Raw genomic sequence first — 20,349 nt, forward strand, 5'->3', positions numbered from 1 at the left:
GGGGGCCGGGCGCACGGCTCGGCCCCCGCACCCCGATCTCCGCAGCACCCGACCGGCAAGTGAGCAGAATGACCACCACCGCAGCCCGCGCCCAGACGCGGCCGCCGACGCGATCCGCACCCGAGCGGATCGCAGCCCCCGCCCGACGCCGCGGGTGGGCGCCCTACGCCCTGATCACGGGGGCCTCGCTCGTGCTGCTGCTCGGCATGGGGTACCCGATCGGCTGGCAGATCGTCACCTCGTTCCAGAAGTACGGTGCCATGCAGCAGCTGGGTGGGAGGGCGCCCGACTTCATCTGGTTCGACAACTACATCGCCATCGCGCAGAACCCCGCCTTCTGGGAGGTCACCGTCCGATCGGTGCTGTTCTGCATCGTCACCGCGTTCATCACGGTGATCATCGGCGTGCTGATCGCCCTGCTGATGACCCGGATCCCGGCGGTGCTCCGCCTCATCCTGCAGCTGGCGCTCCTGCTGGCCTGGGCGATGCCGGTGATCGCGGCGATGACGGTGTGGATCTGGCTGTTCGACCGACGTCGAGGCGTGATCAACTACCTGATCAACCTGATCCCGGGTGTCGACATCGGGAACTTCAACTGGATCGGCACCACTCCGATCCTGTTCTTCTTCGTCGCCGGCGTGATCATCACCTGGATGTCGGTGCCGTTCGTCGCCTTCTCGGCCTACGCGGGGCTGACTCAGGTCTCCGGCGAGGTGCTCGAGGCGGCGCAGCTGGACGGCGCCGGTGCCTGGCACCGCTTCCAGCACATCATGTATCCGGTGCTCAAGCCCGTCATCGCGATCGTGCTGCTGCTGAACCTGATCTGGGATCTGCGGGTGTTCGCTCAGATCACCCTGCTGCAGGATGCCGGGCCGAAGGCGACCGATTACGACCTGCTCGGCACCTACATCTACAAGACCGGCGTGGCCGGCATGGACTTCGGCGGGGGAGCGGCGATGTCGATCGTCGTGCTCGCCATCACCATCGCGCTGAGCTGGTTCTACGTGCGCAGCCTCATCAAGGAGGAGGCCCAGTGACAACGGCATCCCGCACCCGCCGCCGGTTCCGTCCGAGCACGTGGCTGTTCAGCATCCTGGCGATCATCCTCACGGTCATGTGGGCGTTCCCCGTGTACTGGATGGTCAACTCGTCGATGCTCTCCGCTGCGACCCTCGAGTCCGCGACCCCGACCTTCCTGCCGATCGGCGGATCGCTGGAGAACTTCGGGCGCGTGCTCACTCCGCAGTTCTTCGCCGCGCTCGGCGTGAGCGTGAGCGTGACGCTGCTGTCGGTCGCGGTGTGCCTGGTGTTCGCCTTCCTCGCCTCGGTCGCCATCAGCCGGTTCCGCTTCCGCGGCCGGGTGAGCTTCATCGTGACGATCCTGCTCATCCAGATGCTGCCGGCCGAGGGGCTGTTCATCGCGCAGTACAAGATGATGTCGGCACTCGGACTGCTCAGCAACGTGCTGGGTCTGAGCATCCTGTACGTCGCCGCCGTCGTGCCGTTCACCATCTGGATGCTGCGCGGATTCGTCGCCGGCGTGCCGGTGGAGCTCGAGGAGGCCGGCATGATCGACGGGCTCAGCCGCACACAGGCGTTCATGCGCATCACCTTCCCGCTGCTGGCTCCCGGCCTGGTTGCCACAGGGGTCTTCGCGTTCCTGCAGTGCTGGAACGAGTTCACCGTCGCGCTCGTGATCATGGAGAACAACCGCACCCTGCCGCTGTGGCTGCGAGGGTTCGTGCAGCAGAGCGCCACCCAGGCGATCGACTGGGGGCAGGTCATGGCTGCATCGACCATCGTCGCCATCCCCGTGATCGTGTTCTTCGTGATCGTGCAGGGGCGCATGACCAGCGGCCTGGTCTCCGGCGCGGTGAAGGGCTGAGAAGGACTGAGAAGGACGAGAAGGACGCGATCCGAGCATCCGGAATCCCGGCCCAGCCGGTATGCTGTCGGATGCAGTGCCACAACTTAACACAGGCCGAACGACCTGTGCGGGAGAGTCCGGTGATCGCAGCCGGGCACCGAAGGAGCAAGCCTCCCCGCCAATCTCTCAGGTATCCATACCGTGCTGGTCCGGCCGCTCTGAAAAGCGAGATCGAGCGACGCGGTCCACCCGCTGCGATCTCCGCCGACGGTGAAAGCCCCCTCGTTCTCGAGACAGGGCGAAGCTCTCAGGCCCGATGACAGAGGGGGAGTTCCGCGGACGCCGATGATGGCGTCCGGCCCGATCCTGACCGGGAGAACTCCGTGACCGAAACGCCCCCGACCGATTCCGCGGCGCAGCCGCGCTACACCCCACTCCGTGCGCGCCACGAGGCGCTCGGCGCCTCATTCACCGACTTCGGCGGCTGGCAGATGCCGGTGCGCTACACGTCCGATCTGGCCGAGCATCACGCGGTGCGCCAGGCCGCGGGCGTGTTCGACATCTCGCACATGGCCGAGTTCACGGTGCGCGGGGCCGACGCCGCCTCCTACCTCGACTACGCGCTCGCCGGTCGTCTGTCGGCGATGGCGGTGGGCCGGGCGAAGTACTCCCTGCTGCTCGCCGAGGACGGCGGCATCGTCGACGACGTCATCGTCTACCGGCTGGCCGACGACGACTTCCTCATCATCTCCAACGCCGGCAACCGGGACGCTGTGCGCGAGGCGCTGCGCGCCCGCACAGCGGGGCGGCAGGTCGACGTCGCCGATGTCTCGGATGACTACGCGCTCATCGCCGTGCAGGGCCCTGCCGCCGAGCAGATCCTCACCGCGGTCGACGGCATCGACGATGTCTCGATCCCGTGGGGCGAGCAGAAGTACTACTCGTGGGCGGGCGCCACCTGGAACGGCCGACCGCTGCTGCTGGCGCGCACCGGGTACACCGGCGAGGACGGCTTCGAGCTGCTGGTCGCCGCCGATGACGCCGAGTCGCTGTGGGATGCCGTGCTCGCCGCCGGCGCGCCGCATGGTCTGGTCCTGGCCGGTCTCGCCGCGCGCGACACGCTGCGGCTGGAGGCGGGCATGCCGCTGTACGGCCACGAGCTGAGCCGCGAGATCAAGCCGGCGCAGGCGGGGCTCGGACGGGTCGTGGTCGCCGACAAGGAGCGCTTCGTCGGCAAGGATGCGGTCAACCCGGCCGGCGGCTCCCGCGTGCTCGTCGGCCTGACCGCCGACGGCCGCCGCGCCGGTCGCGCGGGCTACGCCGTGGTGGATGCCGATGGCGCCGCGATCGGCGAGATCACCAGCGGTGCGCTGAGCCCGACGCTCGGGCATCCCATCGCGATGGCCTTCATCGATCCCTCTTCCGCCGAGGAGGGAACCGCAGTATTCCTTGATGTGCGCGGGACCAGGATCCCCGCGACCGTGACCGCCCTGCCTTTCTACCGGAGGAAGAAATGACCGATCTGAACGCCCTCAAGTACAGCGAAGAGCACGAGTGGGTGGCGCTCGACTCTTCGACGGGCTCAGCGACCCAGCTCGCGACCATCGGGATCACCGACTTCGCTGCCGACGCGCTCGGTGACATCGTCTTCGTCGAGCTGCCCGAGGTCGGCACCGAGCTGAGCCGCGGTGACGTGTTCGGCGAGGCGGAGTCGACCAAGTCGGTCTCGGAGCTCTACGCGCCGGTCGCCGGCACCGTGGTGGAGATCAACGACGCCGTGGTCGATGACCCGGCGCTGCTGAACTCGTCGCCGTTCGAGGACGCCTGGCTGATCAAGGTCGGGGTCGCGGACGGTGCGCTCGACGGCCTGCTCGACCGCGACGGCTACGTCGCGATCACGGAGGCGTGAGAGTGACCTCATTCGCCGACCGCCACATCGGGACGACGGCCGACGCGCAGCGGGACATGCTGCGCGCGCTCGGCGTGGAGGGCGAGGAGCCGGTCGAGGCGCTGATGCGCCAGGCCGTGCCGGCGTCGATCTTGTCCCCTGCATCCACATCGGTCATCCCCGCCGCGGCATCCGAGGCCGAGGCGCTCGCCGAGCTGCGCGCCCTGGCCAACCGCAACACCGTGAACCGGGCCATGATCGGCCTGGGCTACTACGGCACGTTCACCCCGAGCGTGATCCAGCGCAACGTGCTCGAGAACCCGTCCTGGTACACGGCGTACACGCCCTACCAGCCGGAGATCTCGCAGGGGCGCCTGGAGGCGCTGATCAACTTCCAGACCATGGTCACCGACCTCACCGGGCTCACCACGGCCAACGCGTCGATGCTCGACGAGTCGACGGCCGTCGCCGAGGGGATGCTGCTGGCGCGGCGCGCCTCGAAGGCGAAGACCCCGGTGTTCGTCGTCGACGCCGATGCGCTGCCCCAGACCAGGGCGCTGCTGCGCACGCGGGCGGAGGCCGTGGGCATCGAGCTCGTCGAGCGCGACCTCGCGGGCGGCGAGGAGCTGCCCGCCGAGCTGTTCGGCGTGTTCGTGCAGTACCCCGGTGCATCCGGGCGGGTGTGGGACCCGACCGCCGTGATCGAGGCGGCCCACCTCGCCGGCGGCATCGCCCTGGTCGCCGCCGACCTGCTCGCTCTCACCCTGCTGCGCTCGCCGGGCGTGATGGGCGCCGACGTCGCGGTGGGCACCACGCAGCGCTTCGGCGTGCCCATGGGCTTCGGCGGTCCGCACGCGGGCTACATGGCCGTGCGCGCGGGGCTGGAGCGTCAGCTGCCTGGCCGCCTGGTCGGGGTCTCGCAGGATGCAGTGGGCTACCCCGCGTACCGGCTGTCGCTGCAGACCCGCGAGCAGCACATCCGCCGCGAGAAGGCCACCTCGAACATCTGCACCGCCCAGGTGCTGCTGGCGGTGATGGCGTCGATGTACGCGGTGTACCACGGACCGGACGGTCTGCGCGCGATCGGTCGCGAGGTGGCCTCGAACGCGGCGCTGCTGCGCGACTGGCTGGTCGAGGCCGGTGCGGAGGTCGTGCACGACGCGTTCTTCGACACCCTGAACGTGCGAGTGGCGGGCGGCGCGGCCGCGCTGGTCGAGAAGGCCCATCGAGCCGGCATCCTGCTGCGGCTGGTGGATGCCGACACCGTCGGCGTCGCCGTGGACGAGACCACCACGGTCACCGACCTGCACCGCGTCGCGGTGCTGTTCGGCGGCAAGGAGGAGCGCGTCTTCGGGCGCGTCGACGGCGGGTCCACCGGGGCGCTGCCGACCGGCCTGCTGCGGGAGGACGAGTACCTCACGCATCCGGTCTTCCACGTGCATCATTCCGAGACGGCCATGATGCGCTACCTCAAGCGGCTCGCCGACCGCGACTACGCGCTCGACCGGGGAATGATCCCGCTGGGCTCGTGCACGATGAAGCTCAACGCCGCCACTGAGATGGCGGCCATCAGCTGGCCGGAGTTCGCCCAGCTGCATCCGTTCGCCCCGGCGGAGGATGTCGAGGGGTCGCTGGCCATGATCGACCAGCTGGAGGCCTGGCTGGCCGAGGTGACGGGCTACGATGCTGTCTCGCTGCAGCCGAACGCCGGATCGCAGGGTGAGCTGGCGGGGCTCCTCGCGATCCGCGGCTACCACCACGCGAATGGCGAGACGGAGCGGGACGTGTGCCTGATCCCGTCCTCGGCACACGGCACCAACGCGGCATCCGCCGTGCTGGCAGGCATGAAGGTCGTCGTCGTGGCGACTGACGAGCTCGGCAACGTCGACCTCGACGACCTGCGCGCCAAGATCGAGAAGCACGCCGAGAGCCTCGCGGCGCTGATGATCACCTATCCGTCCACGCACGGCGTGTACGAGGAGCAGGTGGTCCAGATCACCTCCGCCGTGCACGACGCGGGCGGTCAGGTATACGTCGACGGCGCGAACCTCAACGCGCTGCTCGGCTACGCGCGCTTCGGCGACCTGGGCGGCGACGTCTCGCACCTCAACCTGCACAAGACGTTCGCCATCCCGCACGGCGGCGGCGGTCCCGGCATCGGCCCGGTGGCGGCGAAGGCGCACCTCGCGCCGCACCTGCCCGGGCATCCGCAGGCGCAGAGGGACGTGCACGCGGGCGGCCACGTGTTCGAGGGCGGCCCGGTCTCCGGTGCGCCCTACGGTTCCGCCGGCGTGCTGCCGATCTCGTGGGCGTACGTGCGCATGATGGGCGCCGAGGGATTGCGCGACGCCACCGCGGCTGCCGTGCTGTCGGCGAACTACGTCGCCGCACGCCTGGCGGACCACTACCCGGTGCTCTACACGGGCGAGCAGGGGCGCGTCGCGCACGAGTGCATCCTGGATCTGCGTCCGCTCAAGGAGTCCACGGGCATCACGGTCGACGACGTCGCCAAGCGCCTGATCGACTTCGGATTCCACGCGCCGACCATGTCGTTCCCGGTGCCGGGCACGCTGATGGTCGAGCCGACCGAGTCCGAGGACCTGGACGAGCTGGAGCGGTTCGTCGAGGCCATGATCATGATCAAGGCCGAGGCGGATGCCGTGGCAGCCGGTCGCTGGCCCGCGGACGACAACCCGCTGGTGAACGCGCCGCACACGGCGGAATCGCTGATCTCGGGGGGGTGGACGCACGCGTACACCCGCGAGGAGGCCGCGTACCCCGTCCGCGCCCTGGTGGCCACGAAGTACTGGCCGCCGGTGCGCCGCATCGATCAGGCCTACGGTGACCGCAATCTGGTGTGCGCCTGCCCCCCGGTGGAGGCGTTCGCCTGACCAGCACGGGGATTCGGTTAAGAGGGGATAACACTTGCACCCATGACGCACGTTGCCGTGGCAACCGACGTACCATCGAACCTGAGCGCGCTCGAAGCGGAGCGCGCGCTTGACCCGGTCCACAGGAGGACACAGTGAAGCACAACAAGATCACCCTTGCGGGCGTCGCGCTGCTCGCCGTGAGCGCACTCGCGCTCGCCGGCTGCGCGAGTTCGGGCGACAAGCCCGAGAAGGGCGGCGGCGGCTCCGACGTCGACGCCAGCGCGATCATCAAGGTCAACGGCTCTGAACCGCAGAACCCGCTGATCCCGACCAACACGAACGAGGTCGGGGGCGGCAAGATCCTCGATTCGATCTTCGCGGGCCTGATCGGCTACGCGGCCGACGGCTCGGTGTACAACGACGTGGCCGAGGACATCAGCGTCGACGACCCGCAGCACCTCACCGTCAAGATCCGCAAGGGGCTGAAGTTCACCAACGGCGAGGAGGTCACCGCCGACAACTTCATCAAGGCGTGGAACTACGGCGCACTCGCCTCGAACAAGCAGCTCTCCAGCTACTTCTTCGAGGACATCGAGGGCTTCAGCTACGACGAGGACTCCGAGCTGACCGGTCTGAAGCAGGTCGACGACTACACCTTCACGATCGCGCTCAACAAGCCGGCCTCCGACTTTGCGCAGCGCCTGGGCTACTCGGCGTACTTCCCGCTGCCCGACGTGGCGTGGGATGACCTGAAGGCGTTCGGTGAGAACCCGATCGGCAACGGTCCGTACATGCTCGACGGCGACGGCGCGTGGAAGCACGAGGTCGGCATCGACCTGGTGGTCAACCCCGACTACGACGGCCCGCGCAAGACGGCGAACGGCGGTCTGAACATCGTCTTCTACGCCACGCAGGACGCGGCGTACAACGACCTCCTCGGTGGCGAGCTCGACGTGCTCGACGCGATCCCGGACTCCGCGTTCGGCACCTACGAGTCCGACCTGGGCGACCGCGCGGTCAACCAGCCGGCGGCCATCTTCCAGTCGTTCACCATCCCGGAGAGCCTCGAGCACTTCAGTGGCGAAGAGGGCCAGCTGCGGCGTCAGGCGCTGTCGATGGCCATCAACCGCGACGAGATCACCAAGGTGATCTTCCAGGGCACCCGCACTCCCGCCAGCGACTTCACCTCGCCGGTGATCGACGGCTGGAGCGACTCGCTCAAGGGTGCCGAGGTGCTGGATTTCAACGAGTCCAAGGCCAAGGAGCTGTGGGCCGAGGCTGACAAGATCAGCCCGTGGAGTGGCAAGTTCCAGATCGCGTACAACGCCGACGGCGGCCACCAGGCCTGGGTCGACGCCACGGTCAACTCCATCAAGAACACGCTCGGCATCGAGGCCTCGGGTGCTCCGTACCCGACGTTCAAGGAGCTGCGCGCGAAGGTCACCGACCGCACGATCACCACGGCGTTCCGCACCGGCTGGCAGGCCGACTACCCGGGTCTGTACAACTTCCTCGGACCGCTGTACGCCACCAACGCGGGCTCGAACGACGGCGACTACTCCAGCCCCGAGTTCGACAAGCTGCTCTCCGAGGGCATCTCGGAGACCGATCCGAAGGCGGCCAACGCCAAGTTCCAGGAGGCGCAGGAGGTCCTGCTGAAGGACCTGCCCGCCACTCCGCTGTGGTACTCGAACGTGGTCGGCGGCTTCGGCGAGGACGTGAAGAACGTCCAGTTCGGCTGGAACTCGGTCCCGCTGTACGGGGAGATCGAGAAGACGAAGTAACCCTTCGCGACGAGGCGGTGGTGCCGCGCACCACCGCCTCGTCATCTCTGTCCGGAGACGCCGACGCGTCTCTCACCCGAAGGGAGGTCGAGGGTGGCCTTCTACATCCTCAGACGGATCCTGCAGGCGATCCCCGTGTTCTTCGGCGCGACCCTGCTGATCTATTTCATGGTCTTCGCCATGCCGGGCGACCCGATCGCCGGCCTGTTCGGCGACAAGCAGCCCAATCCCGCGCTGCTCGAGCGGCTGCGCGCCGAGTACCACCTGGATCAGCCGTTCATCGTGCAGTACTTCCTGTACATCGGCGGCATCTTCCGGCTCGACTTCGGCACGAGCTTCTCCGGCCAGCCGGTGATCGAGATCCTGGCGCGCACATTCCCGGTCACGCTGCGCCTGGCGGTGATGGCGGTCGCCATCGCCTTCATCCTCGCGATCATCGTGGGACTGTTCTCGGCGCTCGACAAGGGCGGCCTCTTCGACAACTCGATGCTGGTGCTCGCGCTGATCTTCCTGGCCGTGCCCATCTTCGTGCTCGCGTTCCTCGCCCAGTACTTCCTGGCCGTGCAGCTGGGCTGGTTCAGACCCACGGTGGGCGGCAACAACGACTGGGGTGATCTCTGGCTGCCCGCCTGGGTGCTCGGCTTCAGCGTCTACGCCACCAGCATGCGGCTGACCCGGGCATCCACCATCGAGACGCTCGGTCAGGACTGGGTGCGCACCGCGTACAGCAAGGGGCTGCCGCGGCGCCGCGTGATCCCCGTGCACGTGCTGCGCAACTCGCTCATCCCGATGGTCACCGATCTGGGCACCGTGTTCGGCGTGCTGATGGTCGGGGCGACGGTCACGGAGGGCATCTTCAACGTGCCCGGCGTCGGCAACACCCTGTACCAGGCGATCATCCGCGGAGAGAACCCCACGGTGGTGTCGTTCGTGACGGTGTTCGTCGTGGTGTACGTGCTCATCAATCTGCTCGTGGACCTGCTCTACGGGCTACTCGATCCGAGGATCCGCTATGTCTCGAACTGATCGGAACGCGGAGCACTACGTCGCTCCCGTGGACACCACATCGGTGCCCGTCGATGTCGTCCGCATCGACGAGAAGCCCAGCAACCTGTGGCTGGACGCCTGGCGCGACCTGCGCCGCCGGCCGCTGTTCTGGGTGTCGGCCGCATTCGTGCTGCTCGTGATCGTCGTCGCGGTCGTCCCCACGCTGTTCACGCAGGTGTCTCCGACACTGCATTGCAGCCTGACCAAGAGCAATGGCGGGTCCGAGTTCGGGCATCCCATGGGCTTCACCCGCCAGGGCTGCGATGTGTACGCCCGGGTGATCTGGGGAACGCGCACGTCGTTGATCGTGGGCGGGCTGGCCACCGTGATCAGCACGGTCATCGGCATCGTCATGGGCGCCTTCGCCGGCTTCTACGGCGGCTGGCTGGACTCGGTGCTCTCCCGCGTGGGCGACATCTTCTTCACCATCCCCTACATCATCGCGGCGATCGTGGTGATGTCGGTGCTGCCGCAGCGCAACGAGCTCGTGCTGGCCTTCGCTATCGGCGGCTTCGCCTGGGCATCCACGGCGCGCATCATGCGCGCCGAGGTGCTGCGGGTGAAACAGGCCGATTTCGTGATGGGCGCCGAAGCGGTGGGCATGTCGCGGTTCCGCACGATGCTCGTGCACGTGCTGCCCAACGCCATGGCGCCGGTCATCGTGGTGGCCACGCTCTCCCTGGCCAGCGCGATCGTCGCCGAGGCGACGCTGTCCTTCCTCGGTGTCGGCCTGGGCGGCGACACCATGTCGTGGGGTCTGGACATCAGCCAGGCGCAGACCAACCTCCGCACCGCGCCGATGGCGCTGTTCTGGCCGTCGCTGGCCCTGACCCTCACCGTGCTCGCGTTCGTGACGCTCGGTGAGCTGCTGCGCGACGCCGTCGACCCGAAGGCGAGGGCACAGCGATGAGCGAACCCCTTCTCAGCGTGCGCGATCTGCGCATCGCGTTCCGCAGCGGCAAGAAGGTGCGCGAGGTCGTGCACGGCGTCAGCTTCGACCTGTTCCCGGGCGAGACGCTCGCGATCGTGGGCGAGTCCGGTTCGGGCAAATCGACCACGGCATCCGCGATCATCGATCTGCTGCCCGGCACCGGGCACGTCACCGGCGGCAGCATCACCCTGGACGGGCGCGAGCTCACCAAGGCCAGGCGCGCCGAGATGGAGCACATCCGCGGGCGCGAGATCGGCTACGTGCCACAGGATCCGATGTCCAACCTCAACCCGGTGTGGTCGATCGGCTTCCAGGTCAAGGAGGCCGTCAAGGCCAACGGTCTGGCGCAGAGCCGAAGTGAGGTGCACGACCGCGCCGTCGAGGTGCTGCAGCAGGCCGGGCTCGCCGACGCGGCACGGCGGATGCATCAGTTCCCGCATCAGTTCTCCGGTGGCATGCGTCAGCGCGCACTGATCGGCATCGGGCTGGCGGCGGATCCGCAGCTGCTGATCGCCGACGAGCCGACCAGCGCACTCGACGTCACCGTGCAGCGCGTGATCCTGGACCACCTGGCCAGCCTCACCGCCGAGCGCGGCACCTCGGTGCTGCTGATCACGCATGATCTGGGACTGGCCAGCGATCGCGCCGACCGCATCATCGTCATGAATCAGGGCGAGATCGTCGAGGCCGGCGACAGCACCGAGATCCTGACCAATCCGCGGCATCCGTACACCCAGCGGCTCGTCGCCGCCGCGCCGAGCCTCGCCTCCAAGCGGATCGGCGCGCACGCGCACGAGGTCGACGAGAAGATCTACGACGCCCCGACCATGGTCGAGGTGCGCGATCTGGTGAAGGAGTACTCCATCCGGTCGGGTGGTCTGCGCAGCGAGAAGTTCCTCGCTGTCGACGGCGTCTCGTTCTCGATCCCGCGCGGCAAGACGCTCGCGCTGGTGGGCGAGTCCGGATCGGGAAAGTCCACGGTCGCCAAGATGCTGCTGCAGCTGGAGAAGCCCACCAGCGGCGAGATCGTGATCGACGGCGAGTCCGCCGGCACGATGTCGCGGGTCGGGATCTTCAAGCTGCGCCGGCGCATGCAGCCGGTGTTCCAGGATCCGTACGGATCGCTCGATCCGCTGCGCAGCATCGGCAACCTGATTGCGGAGCCGTTGAAGGTGCACGGCATCGGCACGAACGATGAGCAGCACAAGCGCGCGCTCGAACTGCTGGACCAGGTGGCGCTGCCACGCGAGTTGGCGTCCCGATACCCTAACGAGCTCTCGGGCGGCCAGCGCCAGCGCGTGGCCATCGCCCGTGCTCTGGCACTCAAGCCCGACATCGTCGTGCTCGACGAGGCGGTATCGGCGCTCGACGTGCTGGTGCAGGACCAGATCCTGCACCTGCTGTCGGACCTGCAGAACGAGCTCGGCCTGACGTACCTGTTCATCACGCATGACCTCGCCGTGGTGCGCGTCGCCGCAGATCTCGTGTGCGTCATGGAGAAGGGGCGCATCGTCGAACAGGGAACGGTGGATTCGATCTTCACCGATCCGCAGGAGGAGTACACCCGCCGCCTGCTCGACGCGATCCCGGGAGCATCGCTGCCGCTCGGCGGTGCCACCCTGTGACATCCGAACCACCGGCCGGCACCGCCACCCCGTTCCGCAACAGGGGCGGGGTGGCGATGCTCGTCATCTGCGCGGTGCTCGTGGCGGCGCTGCTGATCGACGCGGCGGTGCGCGCGGGCATCGGCAGGGCGCTGCTGCTCGCGCCATGGCCGCTGCTGGTGCTGTGGGTCGTGCACGTCGTGGGTGTCGCCTCACGGGTGCGGCCGTCCCCGGACGGCCTGTTCGTGCAGAACCTGCTGCGCACCACACGTGCGCCGTGGGCGCGGGTGGAGCAGATCCGGATGCGCTGGCAGATCGAGGCGACCCTTGACGACGGCACCGTGCTCACCTGCTTCGGCGGCCCCGCGCGGCGCAGGCCGCAGCGGCTGGGCCCGGGCCGCCGGCTGGAGGATGCCAATGGCGGCGCCGATGACGCGGTCGCCGCGCTGCGCCGCGCCAAGAGCGAAGCGGATGCCGGGGCGGCAGCATCCGCCGATCCGATCCGGCGCGGCTGGGACCTGCCCGCGCTCGCGGTGCTGGCCGTCCTGATCATCTGGGCGGTCGTCGCCGTCCTCGTCACCCGCTGACCCCGCTCCCTGGGTCGCTGAGCCGGGCTGAAGCGCGCCTCAGCCCGGCAGCCCGAACAGCGCCGGCCACATCGCCGCCGCCCACGGGTAGCCGACGAACGCCGCGGCGTCGATCAGGAAGTGCGCGACCAGGAACGGCATCAGTCGCCCCGTGCGCGCGAAGAGCCAGCCGAACAGCATCCCCATGGCGAAGTTCCCCACGAACGCTCCGGGACCCTGGTACAGGTGGTAGCTGGCGCGCAGCGCGCTGGTCGCCACGATGATCGGCCAGACGCCCCAGCCCAGCTCTCGCAGGCGCGCGAACAGGTAGCCGAGCACCACGAACTCCTCTTGGATCGATGCGCGCGCCGCCGACAGCAGCAGGATCGGCACCGTCCACCAGTGCGCGCCGAGGCCGCCGGGATCGACGGCGACGAACCAGCCGAGCGCCCGGCCCAGCAGATACAGTCCGATGCCCGGGATGCCGATCGCCAGCACCAGCAGTGCGCCCCAGCCGGCATCCCGTCCGTACCGGCGGCCGTCCAGCCCCAGCTCCTGGAGGTGCGGGCGGCGCGATTGCCACAGCAGGAAGCACACCAGCAGTGTCGGCACGATCGCGAAGCCGATCGAGAGCAGCTGGTAGATCAGGTCGAACACCTCGCGGTCGCTGCGCGACGGGTTCAGCGTGGTCGTCTGCTGGGACAGGGGAGTGCTGGCGGTCAGCCGGTACGCCAGCTGCACGATCGCGTACACCGCGGACTGGCCGAGCCCCAGCGCGAGCACGATCGCGATCTCCCACCACGTTCTCGCTCGCGTCACCCTCCGATCGTAGGTCAGGGGGCGTTCAGAGAGCGTGCGCTATCCTGGAACGTCGCCCTTGGACTCTGTCGGGGTCGGCCGTTCACTTTCCCACAACTCCGCATAGGACCCCTTGAATGGCGCACGCCCTCCGCTCTGACCTCCGTAACGTCGCGATCGTCGCACACGTCGACCACGGCAAGACCACTCTCGTCGACGCGATGCTCCGCCAGACCGGCTCGTTCGGCGAACACGCGCACGTCGAGGAGCGCGCGATGGACTCCAACGACCTGGAGCGTGAGAAGGGCATCACGATCCTGGCCAAGAACACGGCCATCACCTACAACGGTGCGCACACCGAGACGCCCGTGACGATCAACGTCGTCGACACCCCGGGTCACGCAGACTTCGGCGGCGAGGTCGAGCGCGCGCTGTCCATGGTCGACGGCGTCGTGCTGCTGGTGGATGCCTCGGAGGGCCCGCTGCCGCAGACCCGCTTCGTGCTGCGCAAGGCGCTCGAGGCCAAGCTCCCCGTCATCCTGCTGGTGAACAAGACCGACCGCGCCGACGCGCGCATCGCCGAGGTCGAGGCCGAGGCGCAGGACCTGCTGCTCGGCCTGGCATCCGATCTGGTCGACGACGTGCCCGACCTCGACGTCGACGCTCTGCTCGACGTGCCGGTCGTCTACGCATCGGGCCGTGCCGGCGCGGCATCCCGCACCCGCCCCGCCAACGGCGAGCTGCCCGACAACGACGACCTCGAGCCGCTCTTCGAGGCGATCCTCGAGCACGTGCCCGCACCGTCCTACGACGACGAGGCACCGCTGCAGGCCTGGGTCACCAACCTCGACTCCTCCTCGTTCCTGGGCCGCCTGGCACTGCTGCGCGTCTTCAACGGCACGCTCAAGAAGGGGCAGACCGTCGCGTGGGTGCGCCAGGACGGCACCACCCAGAACGCGCGCATCACCGAGCTGCTGATGACCAAGGCGCTGGAGCGCTACCCGGCGGAATCCGCGGGCCCCGGCGACATCGCAGTGATCGCCGGCTTCTCCGACATCATGATCGGCGAGACGATCGCCGACCCCGACGACGTGCGCGCGCTGCCGCAGATCGAGGTCGACGAGCCGTCGATCTCGATGACGATCGGCACCAACACCTCGCCGCTGGTCGGCAAGGTCAAGGGCCACAAGCTCACCGCCCGCATGGTGAAGGACCGCCTCGACCGCGAGCTGATCGGAAACGTGTCGATCCGCGTCAACGAGATCGGCCGCCCGGATGCCTGGGAGGTGCAGGGCCGCGGCGAGCTGCAGCTGGCCATCCTGGTCGAGAACATGCGCCGTGAAGGCTTCGAGCTGACCGTGGGCAAGCCCCAGGTGGTCACTCGCAAGGTCGACGGCAAGGTGCACGAGCCCTACGAGCACCTCACCATCGACGTGCCAGAGGAGCACCTCGGCGCTGTGACCCAGCTGATGGCGAACCGCCGCGGTCGCATGGACAACATGATCAACCACGGCACCGGCTGGATCCGGATGGAGTTCATCGTGCCCTCGCGCGGTCTGATCGGCTTCCGCACCGAGTTCCTCTCGATCACGCGCGGCACCGGCATCGCCAACGCGATCTCGCACGGCTACGACGAGTGGGCCGGCTCCATCGTGGCCCGTCAGAACGGTTCGATCGTGGCCGACCGCGCCGGGGTCGCCACGCCGTTCGCGATGATCGCGCTGCAGGAGCGCATGTCGTTCTTCGTGCGTCCCACCGAGGAGGTCTACGAGGGCATGGTCGTCGGTGAGAACTCCCGCTCGGACGACATGGACGTGAACATCACCAAGGAGAAGAAGCTCACCAACATGCGCTCCTCCACGGCCGACACGTTCGAGTCGATGACGCCGCCGCGCATCCTGTCGCTGGAGGAGTCGCTGGAGTTCGCCCGCGAGGACGAGTGCGTGGAGGTGACCCCGGATGCCGTCCGCATCCGCAAGGTGATCCTCGACCAGACGGTGCGCGGCCGCGAGGCATCCCGCCTGAAGCGCCAGGACGCGAACGCCAACGCCTGACCCACCTTCGCCGAGACCCCTCCGGGTCGCCGAAACCCCTCGTGGGTGACGCGAATCCGGAGGGGTTTCGACGTTCAGGAGGGGTTTCGGGACGGGGCTGGCGGGATGCACAGAGCCCGGGATAACGAACTCATAACACATCTACTTGGGAGTGCCAGCCCGGGATTCCCACGAATCGGGTACGGAATGCCCAGGTCGGTGGCATCTTCCGTCCAGACGGCGGGTGAAGACTGGTTCCCCGTGCCCGGGATGCGCTCCCGAAGAGCGGCCCCGCGCGGGCTCCGGGCCGACGAAGCCACATCGACGACCCGAAAGTCGAACCCACATGCATTCCTCCTCCCACACCCGTGCCTCGCGCCGGGTGGGCGCAGCCGCGTCCGCCCGCACGGCCATGCGCCGTCCGCTGATCGGCATCGCCGTCGGTGCCGTGCTCGCCGCCGTCGCCGCAGGCGGCATCGTCGCGGCCCCTGCTCTCGCCGCCCCCTCCGAAGCGGATCTGCACCGCGCAGCCTCCGCCGAGAAGGACGGCCGCATCGCGCTGACCAACGCCGTCGCGCTCAACCATGTCGCAGCTGACGCCGAGCTTCTGCCCGGTACGACGCTCGACGATGTCGTGATCGCCGATCTGAGGCACGACGTCAGGCTGCTGTCGGTCGCTGACGAGGCCACAGCCGAGCAGCTGGGCGACTTCACCGACGACGTGGTCCGCAGCACCGTGCTCGTGCAGCAGGACACTGCGGCGCTGCAGGAGTCCCTGACCGCCGCGAAGGAGGCCAAGGCCGCCGACGACGCACGCAAGAAGGCCGAGGCCGAGCGCATCGCCGCGGAGAAGGCGGCAGCCGAACGCCGCGCGGCCGCGGCGGCGCTCGCCGCCGCGAACACCCCGGACGGCGCCCGGGCGACTGCGCGCAGCATGGCGGCGGGCCGCTACGGCTGGGGCGGCGGACAGTTCTCCTGCCTGTCGAGCCTCTGGCAGAAGGAGTCCGGCTGGAACTACCAGGCCTACAATCCCAGCGGCGCCACCGGCATCCCCCAGGCGCTTCCCGGCGGAAAGATGGCATCCGCCGGAGCGGACTGGAAGACGAACGCCGCGACGCAGATCTCGTGGGGACTGGACTACATCAAGCGCGCCTACGGCACCCCGTGCGGCGCCTGGGCGCACTCCCGCGCTGTGAACTGGTACTGAGCCCCTGCGGTTCGCGGGGGTGCTGATCACCGCAGCTCGGTGATCAGCACGGCACTCGTGCCCGGTTCGCGGGTCTCGAACACGTGCGGCGCGTCGCCGGGATACGACAGGTAGTCGCCCGGATGCAGCAGCTCCGGCGCCTCGGCGGGGCCGACCAGGGCCTCGCCCGAGACCAGCACCACGTGCTCGGTCGTGCCGGGATGGTGGGGGAGCGAATGCCGGGGTTCGCCCGGCTCCGCCTGGATCAGATAGATGTCGCGGCGCGTCCCTGGCGCCGCAGCCGACAGCAGCGTCGCCAGGTAGGGAGCGGCCGCGGACGGGACGCCGGCGTGGTCGCCCACGCGGATCAGCCGTGGGGCGCTCGCGCTCTGGTCCACGAGGGTGGAGAAGGGGATGCTCAGAGCATCGCCCAGCGCCCACAGCGTCTCCACGCTCGGATTGCCTGCTCCGCTCTCCAGCTGCGACACGGTCGCTTTCGAGACGCCGGCGCGGCGGGCGAGTTCCGAGACCGACAGCCCCGCCGCTTCGCGCTCGCGGCGCAGTGCATGGGCGATGCGTTCGCGCAGTTCCATGTGTTCAGTATGGCAAACGATCGTTCGACTTGACGCACAGCCTTGCCCTGTTCAGAATGATGGACATGCGTTCGATGAAGCGAACAGACGTCGGTGCCGGCACCCGAGCCGAGGTGTGGCGGGAGGGGCTCGGGGTGGCGATCGCCACCAGCGCCTACGGCATCTCGTTCGGGGCGCTCGCCGTGGCTTCCGGCCTGGATGTCTGGCAGACCTGCGTGCTGAGCCTGCTGATGTTCACCGGCGGATCGCAGTTCGCCTTCATCGGCGTGCTCGGCTCCGGCGGGGTCGGCGCGCTGCCCTCCGCGGTCGCATCCGCGGCTCTGCTCGGGGTGCGCAACGTCGCTTACGGCATGCGGATGTCGCCGATCATCGGCCACGGGTTCTGGCGGCGCACGGCCGCAGCGCAGGTGACCATCGACGAGTCGACGGCGGTCGCGATCTCGCAGGAGTCGCCGGCGCTGGGCCGGCTGGGCTTCTGGATCACCGGCGTGGGCATCCTGATCGGCTGGAACCTCACCACGCTCGCGGGAGCGCTGCTGGGCGACGTGCTCGGCGATCCGAAGGCGTGGGGTCTGGATGCCGCGGCCGCAGCGGCGTTCCTGGCGCTGCTGTGGCCCCGGCTGAAACAGCGCCAGGCGATCGCCGTCGGCGTCGCAGCAGCAGTCGTCGCCGCGATGCTCACGCCCGTGCTGATGCCCGGCCTGCCCGTGCTGGTCGCCGCCGTCGTCGCGATCGTGGTCGGGTGGTTCAACTGGCTCGGCCGCACACAGGCCCGCAGCACCGAGGGGGCGTCGCTGTGACCGTCTGGAACGCCGTGCTGCTGGCAGCCTGCATCTGCGTCGCACTGAAGGCGGCGGGCTACCTGGTGCCGGCTCACGTGCTCGAGGCGCCCCGGCCCGCGCGGATCTCGGACCTGCTCACGGTCGCCCTGCTGGGCGCGCTGGTGGCCGTGCAGACGCTGGGTGCCGGGCAGGGGATCGTCGTGGATGCCAGGGTGCCGGCCGTGCTCGTGGCGGCCGGCCTGCTGTGGATGCGGCAGTCCTTCCTCGTGGTGGTGTTCGCCGCGGCGGCCGTCGCCGCGCTGCTGCGCCTGCTGGGCTGGGCGGCCTGACTGTCTCGGCGAGGCTCGTGCGTGGACGCAGCGGGCGCGCGGCACAGCATCCGCGAGTACGCTGGTGCGGTGCGCTCCGTGATCTCCCGTGGTCTGTCCTGGCTGGCTGCCGTCCTCATCGGCGCTGTGTACGGCATCGCCGCCACCATCGCGCACAGCTACACGCTGGGCCGGTTCCCGGTGGGCCTGGTCCTGGGCGGGATCGCCTGCGCGGCGCTGCTGATCGCGCTGCGTGCGCTGACCGGCGATCGCTGGGCGGCCCTCGCTGCGGGCCTCGGCATGCTGACGCTCATCCTGGTCATCTCGCAGCGCGGCCCCGGCGGGTCGATCGTCGTGCCCGACACGCCACTCGGCAACATCTGGATGTACGTCGCCGCCGGCATCGTCGTGCTGGTCGTGATGTGGCCTGACCTCTCCCGGCTGCAGCACGCGTCGCCGCGCCCCGTCACCGCACCGGGCGAACGGGACTCGCGCGCGTCGTAGACTGGTCGTGTGACGTATGTGATCGCCCTTCCCTGCGTCGACGTCAAGGACCGCGCCTGCGTCGACGAATGTCCCGTGGACTGCATCTACGAAGGCGAGCGGATGCTGTACATCCACCCCGACGAGTGCGTGGACTGCGGTGCGTGCGAACCGGTCTGCCCGGTCGAGGCGATCTTCTACGAGGACGATCTTCCCGGCGAGTGGGCCGACTACTACAAGGCCAATGTCGAGTTCTTCGACGAATTGGGCTCGCCGGGCGGCGCGGCCAAGGTGGGCGTGCTCCCGTACGACCATGCCGTCGTCGCGGCGCTGCCTCCGCAGGGGGAGTGAGTGGGCGTCCACGAGCTCGCGGACTACCCCTGGGACGCCGTCGAGCCCTACCGGGAGCGGGCTGCCCGGCATCCTGATGGACTCATCGACCTCTCGATCGGCTCGCCGGTCGACCCCACGCCGGAGGTGATCCGCGTCGCGCTCGCCGAGGCGACCGACGCGCACGCCTATCCGCAGACCGTGGGCACGCCCGCGCTGCGCGAGGCGATCGTCGACTGGTACGCCCGGCGGCGCGGCGTGCCGGATCTCGGCGTGCAGAACGTGCTGCCCACCATCGGCTCCAAGGAGCTGGTGGCGCTGCTGCCGCTGCTGCTGGGGCTCGGTGAGGGCGACATCGTGGTGCATCCGCGCGTCGCCTATCCGACCTATGCGGTCGGCGCGACCGTCGCGGGCGCCACGCCGGTGGCGGCCGACGACCCCGCCGAGTGGCCCGACGGCGCGAAGCTGATCTGGATCAACACCCCGGGCAACCCCGACGGACGCACCTGGAGCGTCGACGAGCTCGCCTCCGCCGTCCGCCGCGCGCGCGAACTGGGCGCCGTGCTCGCCAGCGACGAGTGCTACGCCGAGCTCGGATGGGACGGGCCGTGGGCGTCCGAGCTGATCCCCTCCGTGCTCGACCCGCGCGTGACCGGCGGCACCCGCTCCGGTCTGCTGAGCGTCTACTCGCTCAGCAAGCAGTCCAACCTCGCCGGCTATCGGGCGGCGCTGGTCGCCGGCTGCGCACGTGTCGTGGGCGATCTGCTGGCCGCTCGCAAGCACCTCGGCCTCATGCCCCCCGCGCCGGTGCAGCACGCGATGGCCGTGGCGCTGCGCGACGACGCGCACGTTGCCGCGCAGAAGGCGCTGTACCGACAGCGCCGTGAGCTGCTGGTGCCCGCGGTGACCGCGGCGGGCTTCCGCATCGACGGCTCCGAGGCCGGCCTGTACCTGTGGGTCACCGAGGGGCGCGATGCCTGGGATTCCCTGGGGCGCCTCGCCGATCTCGGCATCCTGGCCGGCCCGGGGCACTTCTACGGCGACCACTCCGCCGAGCACGTGCGGATCTCGCTGACCGCACCACTGGAGCGCGTCGCGCAGGCCGCGGGACGTCTGACGACGGCCGCTGGCTGAGATGTTGTCGGAATCCGTAGCGAATCCGCGCATCTCTTGGCGGATGTCACAGTAGGCCGAGGGCGCGACTAGGCTGTAAAGGCGATGCGGTCCACACCAGGCAGGCGCTCTGCGCCAGACATCGTCCCAGACGACACAGACG

General features: G+C 69.1%; 19 protein-coding genes and 1 riboswitch. Of the genes, 17 read left to right on the top strand and 2 right to left on the bottom strand.

Translation table 11 applies throughout. The features are described from left to right. Positions 1-68: 68 nt before the first annotated feature. The 10 genes from Q9R19_RS03405 (at position 69) to Q9R19_RS03450 (ending at position 12,581) form a co-directional block, all read left to right on the top strand. Positions 69-1,037, top strand: a complete 969-nt coding sequence (locus Q9R19_RS03405) for a sugar ABC transporter permease (protein WP_311254933.1) — start codon at positions 69-71, stop codon at positions 1,035-1,037. Positions 1,038-1,114: 77 nt separating this feature from the next. Next, positions 1,115-1,885: a carbohydrate ABC transporter permease gene (locus Q9R19_RS03410; protein ID WP_396653457.1), complete on the top strand. Its 771-nt coding sequence runs from the start codon at positions 1,115-1,117 to the stop codon at positions 1,883-1,885. A 100-nt stretch (positions 1,886-1,985) separates the two neighbouring features. Next, positions 1,986-2,079: riboswitch (glycine riboswitch) on the top strand. 171 nt (positions 2,080-2,250) lie between these two features. Further along, positions 2,251-3,384, top strand: a complete 1,134-nt coding sequence (gene gcvT / locus Q9R19_RS03415) for a glycine cleavage system aminomethyltransferase GcvT (protein WP_311254935.1) — start codon at positions 2,251-2,253, stop codon at positions 3,382-3,384. Further along, positions 3,381-3,776: a glycine cleavage system protein GcvH gene (gcvH, locus tag Q9R19_RS03420; RefSeq protein ID WP_311254936.1), complete on the top strand. Its 396-nt coding sequence runs from the start codon at positions 3,381-3,383 to the stop codon at positions 3,774-3,776. The genes gcvT and gcvH overlap by 4 nt, the downstream gene beginning before the upstream one ends. Before the next feature lie 56 nt (positions 3,777-3,832). Continuing rightward, entirely contained in the window at positions 3,833-6,646 is a 2,814-nt protein-coding gene (gene gcvP / locus Q9R19_RS03425) for an aminomethyl-transferring glycine dehydrogenase (RefSeq protein ID WP_396653458.1), read from the top strand. Between the two features lie 134 nt (positions 6,647-6,780). Continuing rightward, positions 6,781-8,412 carry an ABC transporter substrate-binding protein gene (locus Q9R19_RS03430; protein WP_311254938.1) on the top strand — a complete coding sequence of 544 codons (1,632 nt, stop codon included), beginning with the start codon at positions 6,781-6,783 and terminating at the stop codon, positions 8,410-8,412. A 93-nt stretch (positions 8,413-8,505) separates the two neighbouring features. Beyond that, on the top strand, positions 8,506-9,438 hold the full coding sequence (locus Q9R19_RS03435) for an ABC transporter permease (RefSeq protein ID WP_311254939.1): 933 nt from the start codon (positions 8,506-8,508) through the stop codon (positions 9,436-9,438). Further along, positions 9,425-10,369, top strand: a complete 945-nt coding sequence (locus tag Q9R19_RS03440; protein ID WP_311254940.1) for an ABC transporter permease — start codon at positions 9,425-9,427, stop codon at positions 10,367-10,369. The genes Q9R19_RS03435 and Q9R19_RS03440 overlap by 14 nt, the downstream gene beginning before the upstream one ends. Continuing rightward, on the top strand, positions 10,366-12,015 hold the full coding sequence (locus Q9R19_RS03445; RefSeq protein WP_311254941.1) for an ABC transporter ATP-binding protein: 1,650 nt from the start codon (positions 10,366-10,368) through the stop codon (positions 12,013-12,015). The genes Q9R19_RS03440 and Q9R19_RS03445 overlap by 4 nt, the downstream gene beginning before the upstream one ends. Next, complete coding sequence (locus Q9R19_RS03450; RefSeq protein WP_311254942.1) at positions 12,012-12,581, top strand: PH domain-containing protein; 570 nt, start codon at positions 12,012-12,014, stop codon at positions 12,579-12,581. Before Q9R19_RS03445 ends, Q9R19_RS03450 begins: the two co-directional genes overlap by 4 nt. A gap of 39 nt (positions 12,582-12,620) precedes the next feature. On the opposite strand, the gene Q9R19_RS03455 is transcribed toward Q9R19_RS03450, so the two are convergent. Beyond that, positions 12,621-13,379 carry a CPBP family intramembrane glutamic endopeptidase gene (locus Q9R19_RS03455; RefSeq protein ID WP_311254943.1) on the bottom strand — a complete coding sequence of 253 codons (759 nt, stop codon included), beginning with the start codon at positions 13,377-13,379 and terminating at the stop codon, positions 12,621-12,623. A 116-nt stretch (positions 13,380-13,495) separates the two neighbouring features. On the opposite strand from Q9R19_RS03455, the gene typA reads away from it, so the two are divergent. Continuing rightward, positions 13,496-15,412 carry a translational GTPase TypA gene (gene typA, locus Q9R19_RS03460; RefSeq protein ID WP_311254944.1) on the top strand — a complete coding sequence of 639 codons (1,917 nt, stop codon included), beginning with the start codon at positions 13,496-13,498 and terminating at the stop codon, positions 15,410-15,412. Between the two features lie 325 nt (positions 15,413-15,737). Next, entirely contained in the window at positions 15,738-16,598 is an 861-nt protein-coding gene (locus tag Q9R19_RS03465) for a phospholipase (RefSeq protein WP_311254945.1), read from the top strand. A gap of 26 nt (positions 16,599-16,624) precedes the next feature. On the opposite strand, the gene Q9R19_RS03470 is transcribed toward Q9R19_RS03465, so the two are convergent. Next, entirely contained in the window at positions 16,625-17,170 is a 546-nt protein-coding gene (locus Q9R19_RS03470; protein ID WP_311254946.1) for an XRE family transcriptional regulator, read from the bottom strand. Between the two features lie 65 nt (positions 17,171-17,235). Between Q9R19_RS03470 and Q9R19_RS03475 the strand changes: the two genes are divergently transcribed. Genes Q9R19_RS03475 through dapC form a run of 5 tightly spaced genes read left to right on the top strand, consistent with a single transcriptional unit; the run spans position 17,236 to position 20,207 of the window. Then, complete coding sequence (locus tag Q9R19_RS03475; protein ID WP_396653442.1) at positions 17,236-17,970, top strand: AzlC family ABC transporter permease; 735 nt, start codon at positions 17,236-17,238, stop codon at positions 17,968-17,970. After that, complete coding sequence (locus Q9R19_RS03480) at positions 17,967-18,281, top strand: AzlD domain-containing protein (RefSeq protein WP_311254948.1); 315 nt, start codon at positions 17,967-17,969, stop codon at positions 18,279-18,281. The genes Q9R19_RS03475 and Q9R19_RS03480 overlap by 4 nt, the downstream gene beginning before the upstream one ends. 21 nt (positions 18,282-18,302) lie before the next feature. After that, complete coding sequence (locus tag Q9R19_RS03485) at positions 18,303-18,764, top strand: histidinol dehydrogenase (protein ID WP_311254949.1); 462 nt, start codon at positions 18,303-18,305, stop codon at positions 18,762-18,764. 9 nt (positions 18,765-18,773) lie between these two features. Beyond that, entirely contained in the window at positions 18,774-19,094 is a 321-nt protein-coding gene (fdxA, locus tag Q9R19_RS03490; protein ID WP_311254950.1) for a ferredoxin, read from the top strand. After that, a complete protein-coding gene (dapC, locus tag Q9R19_RS03495; protein WP_311254951.1) occupies positions 19,095-20,207 on the top strand; it encodes a succinyldiaminopimelate transaminase in 1,113 nt (370 codons plus the stop codon). The last annotated feature ends 142 nt before the right edge of the window (positions 20,208-20,349 follow it).

Origin of the sequence: Microbacterium sp. ARD32 (assembly GCF_031844385.1) — a bacterium.
In the GTDB taxonomy this organism is placed as follows: domain Bacteria; phylum Actinomycetota; class Actinomycetes; order Actinomycetales; family Microbacteriaceae; genus Microbacterium.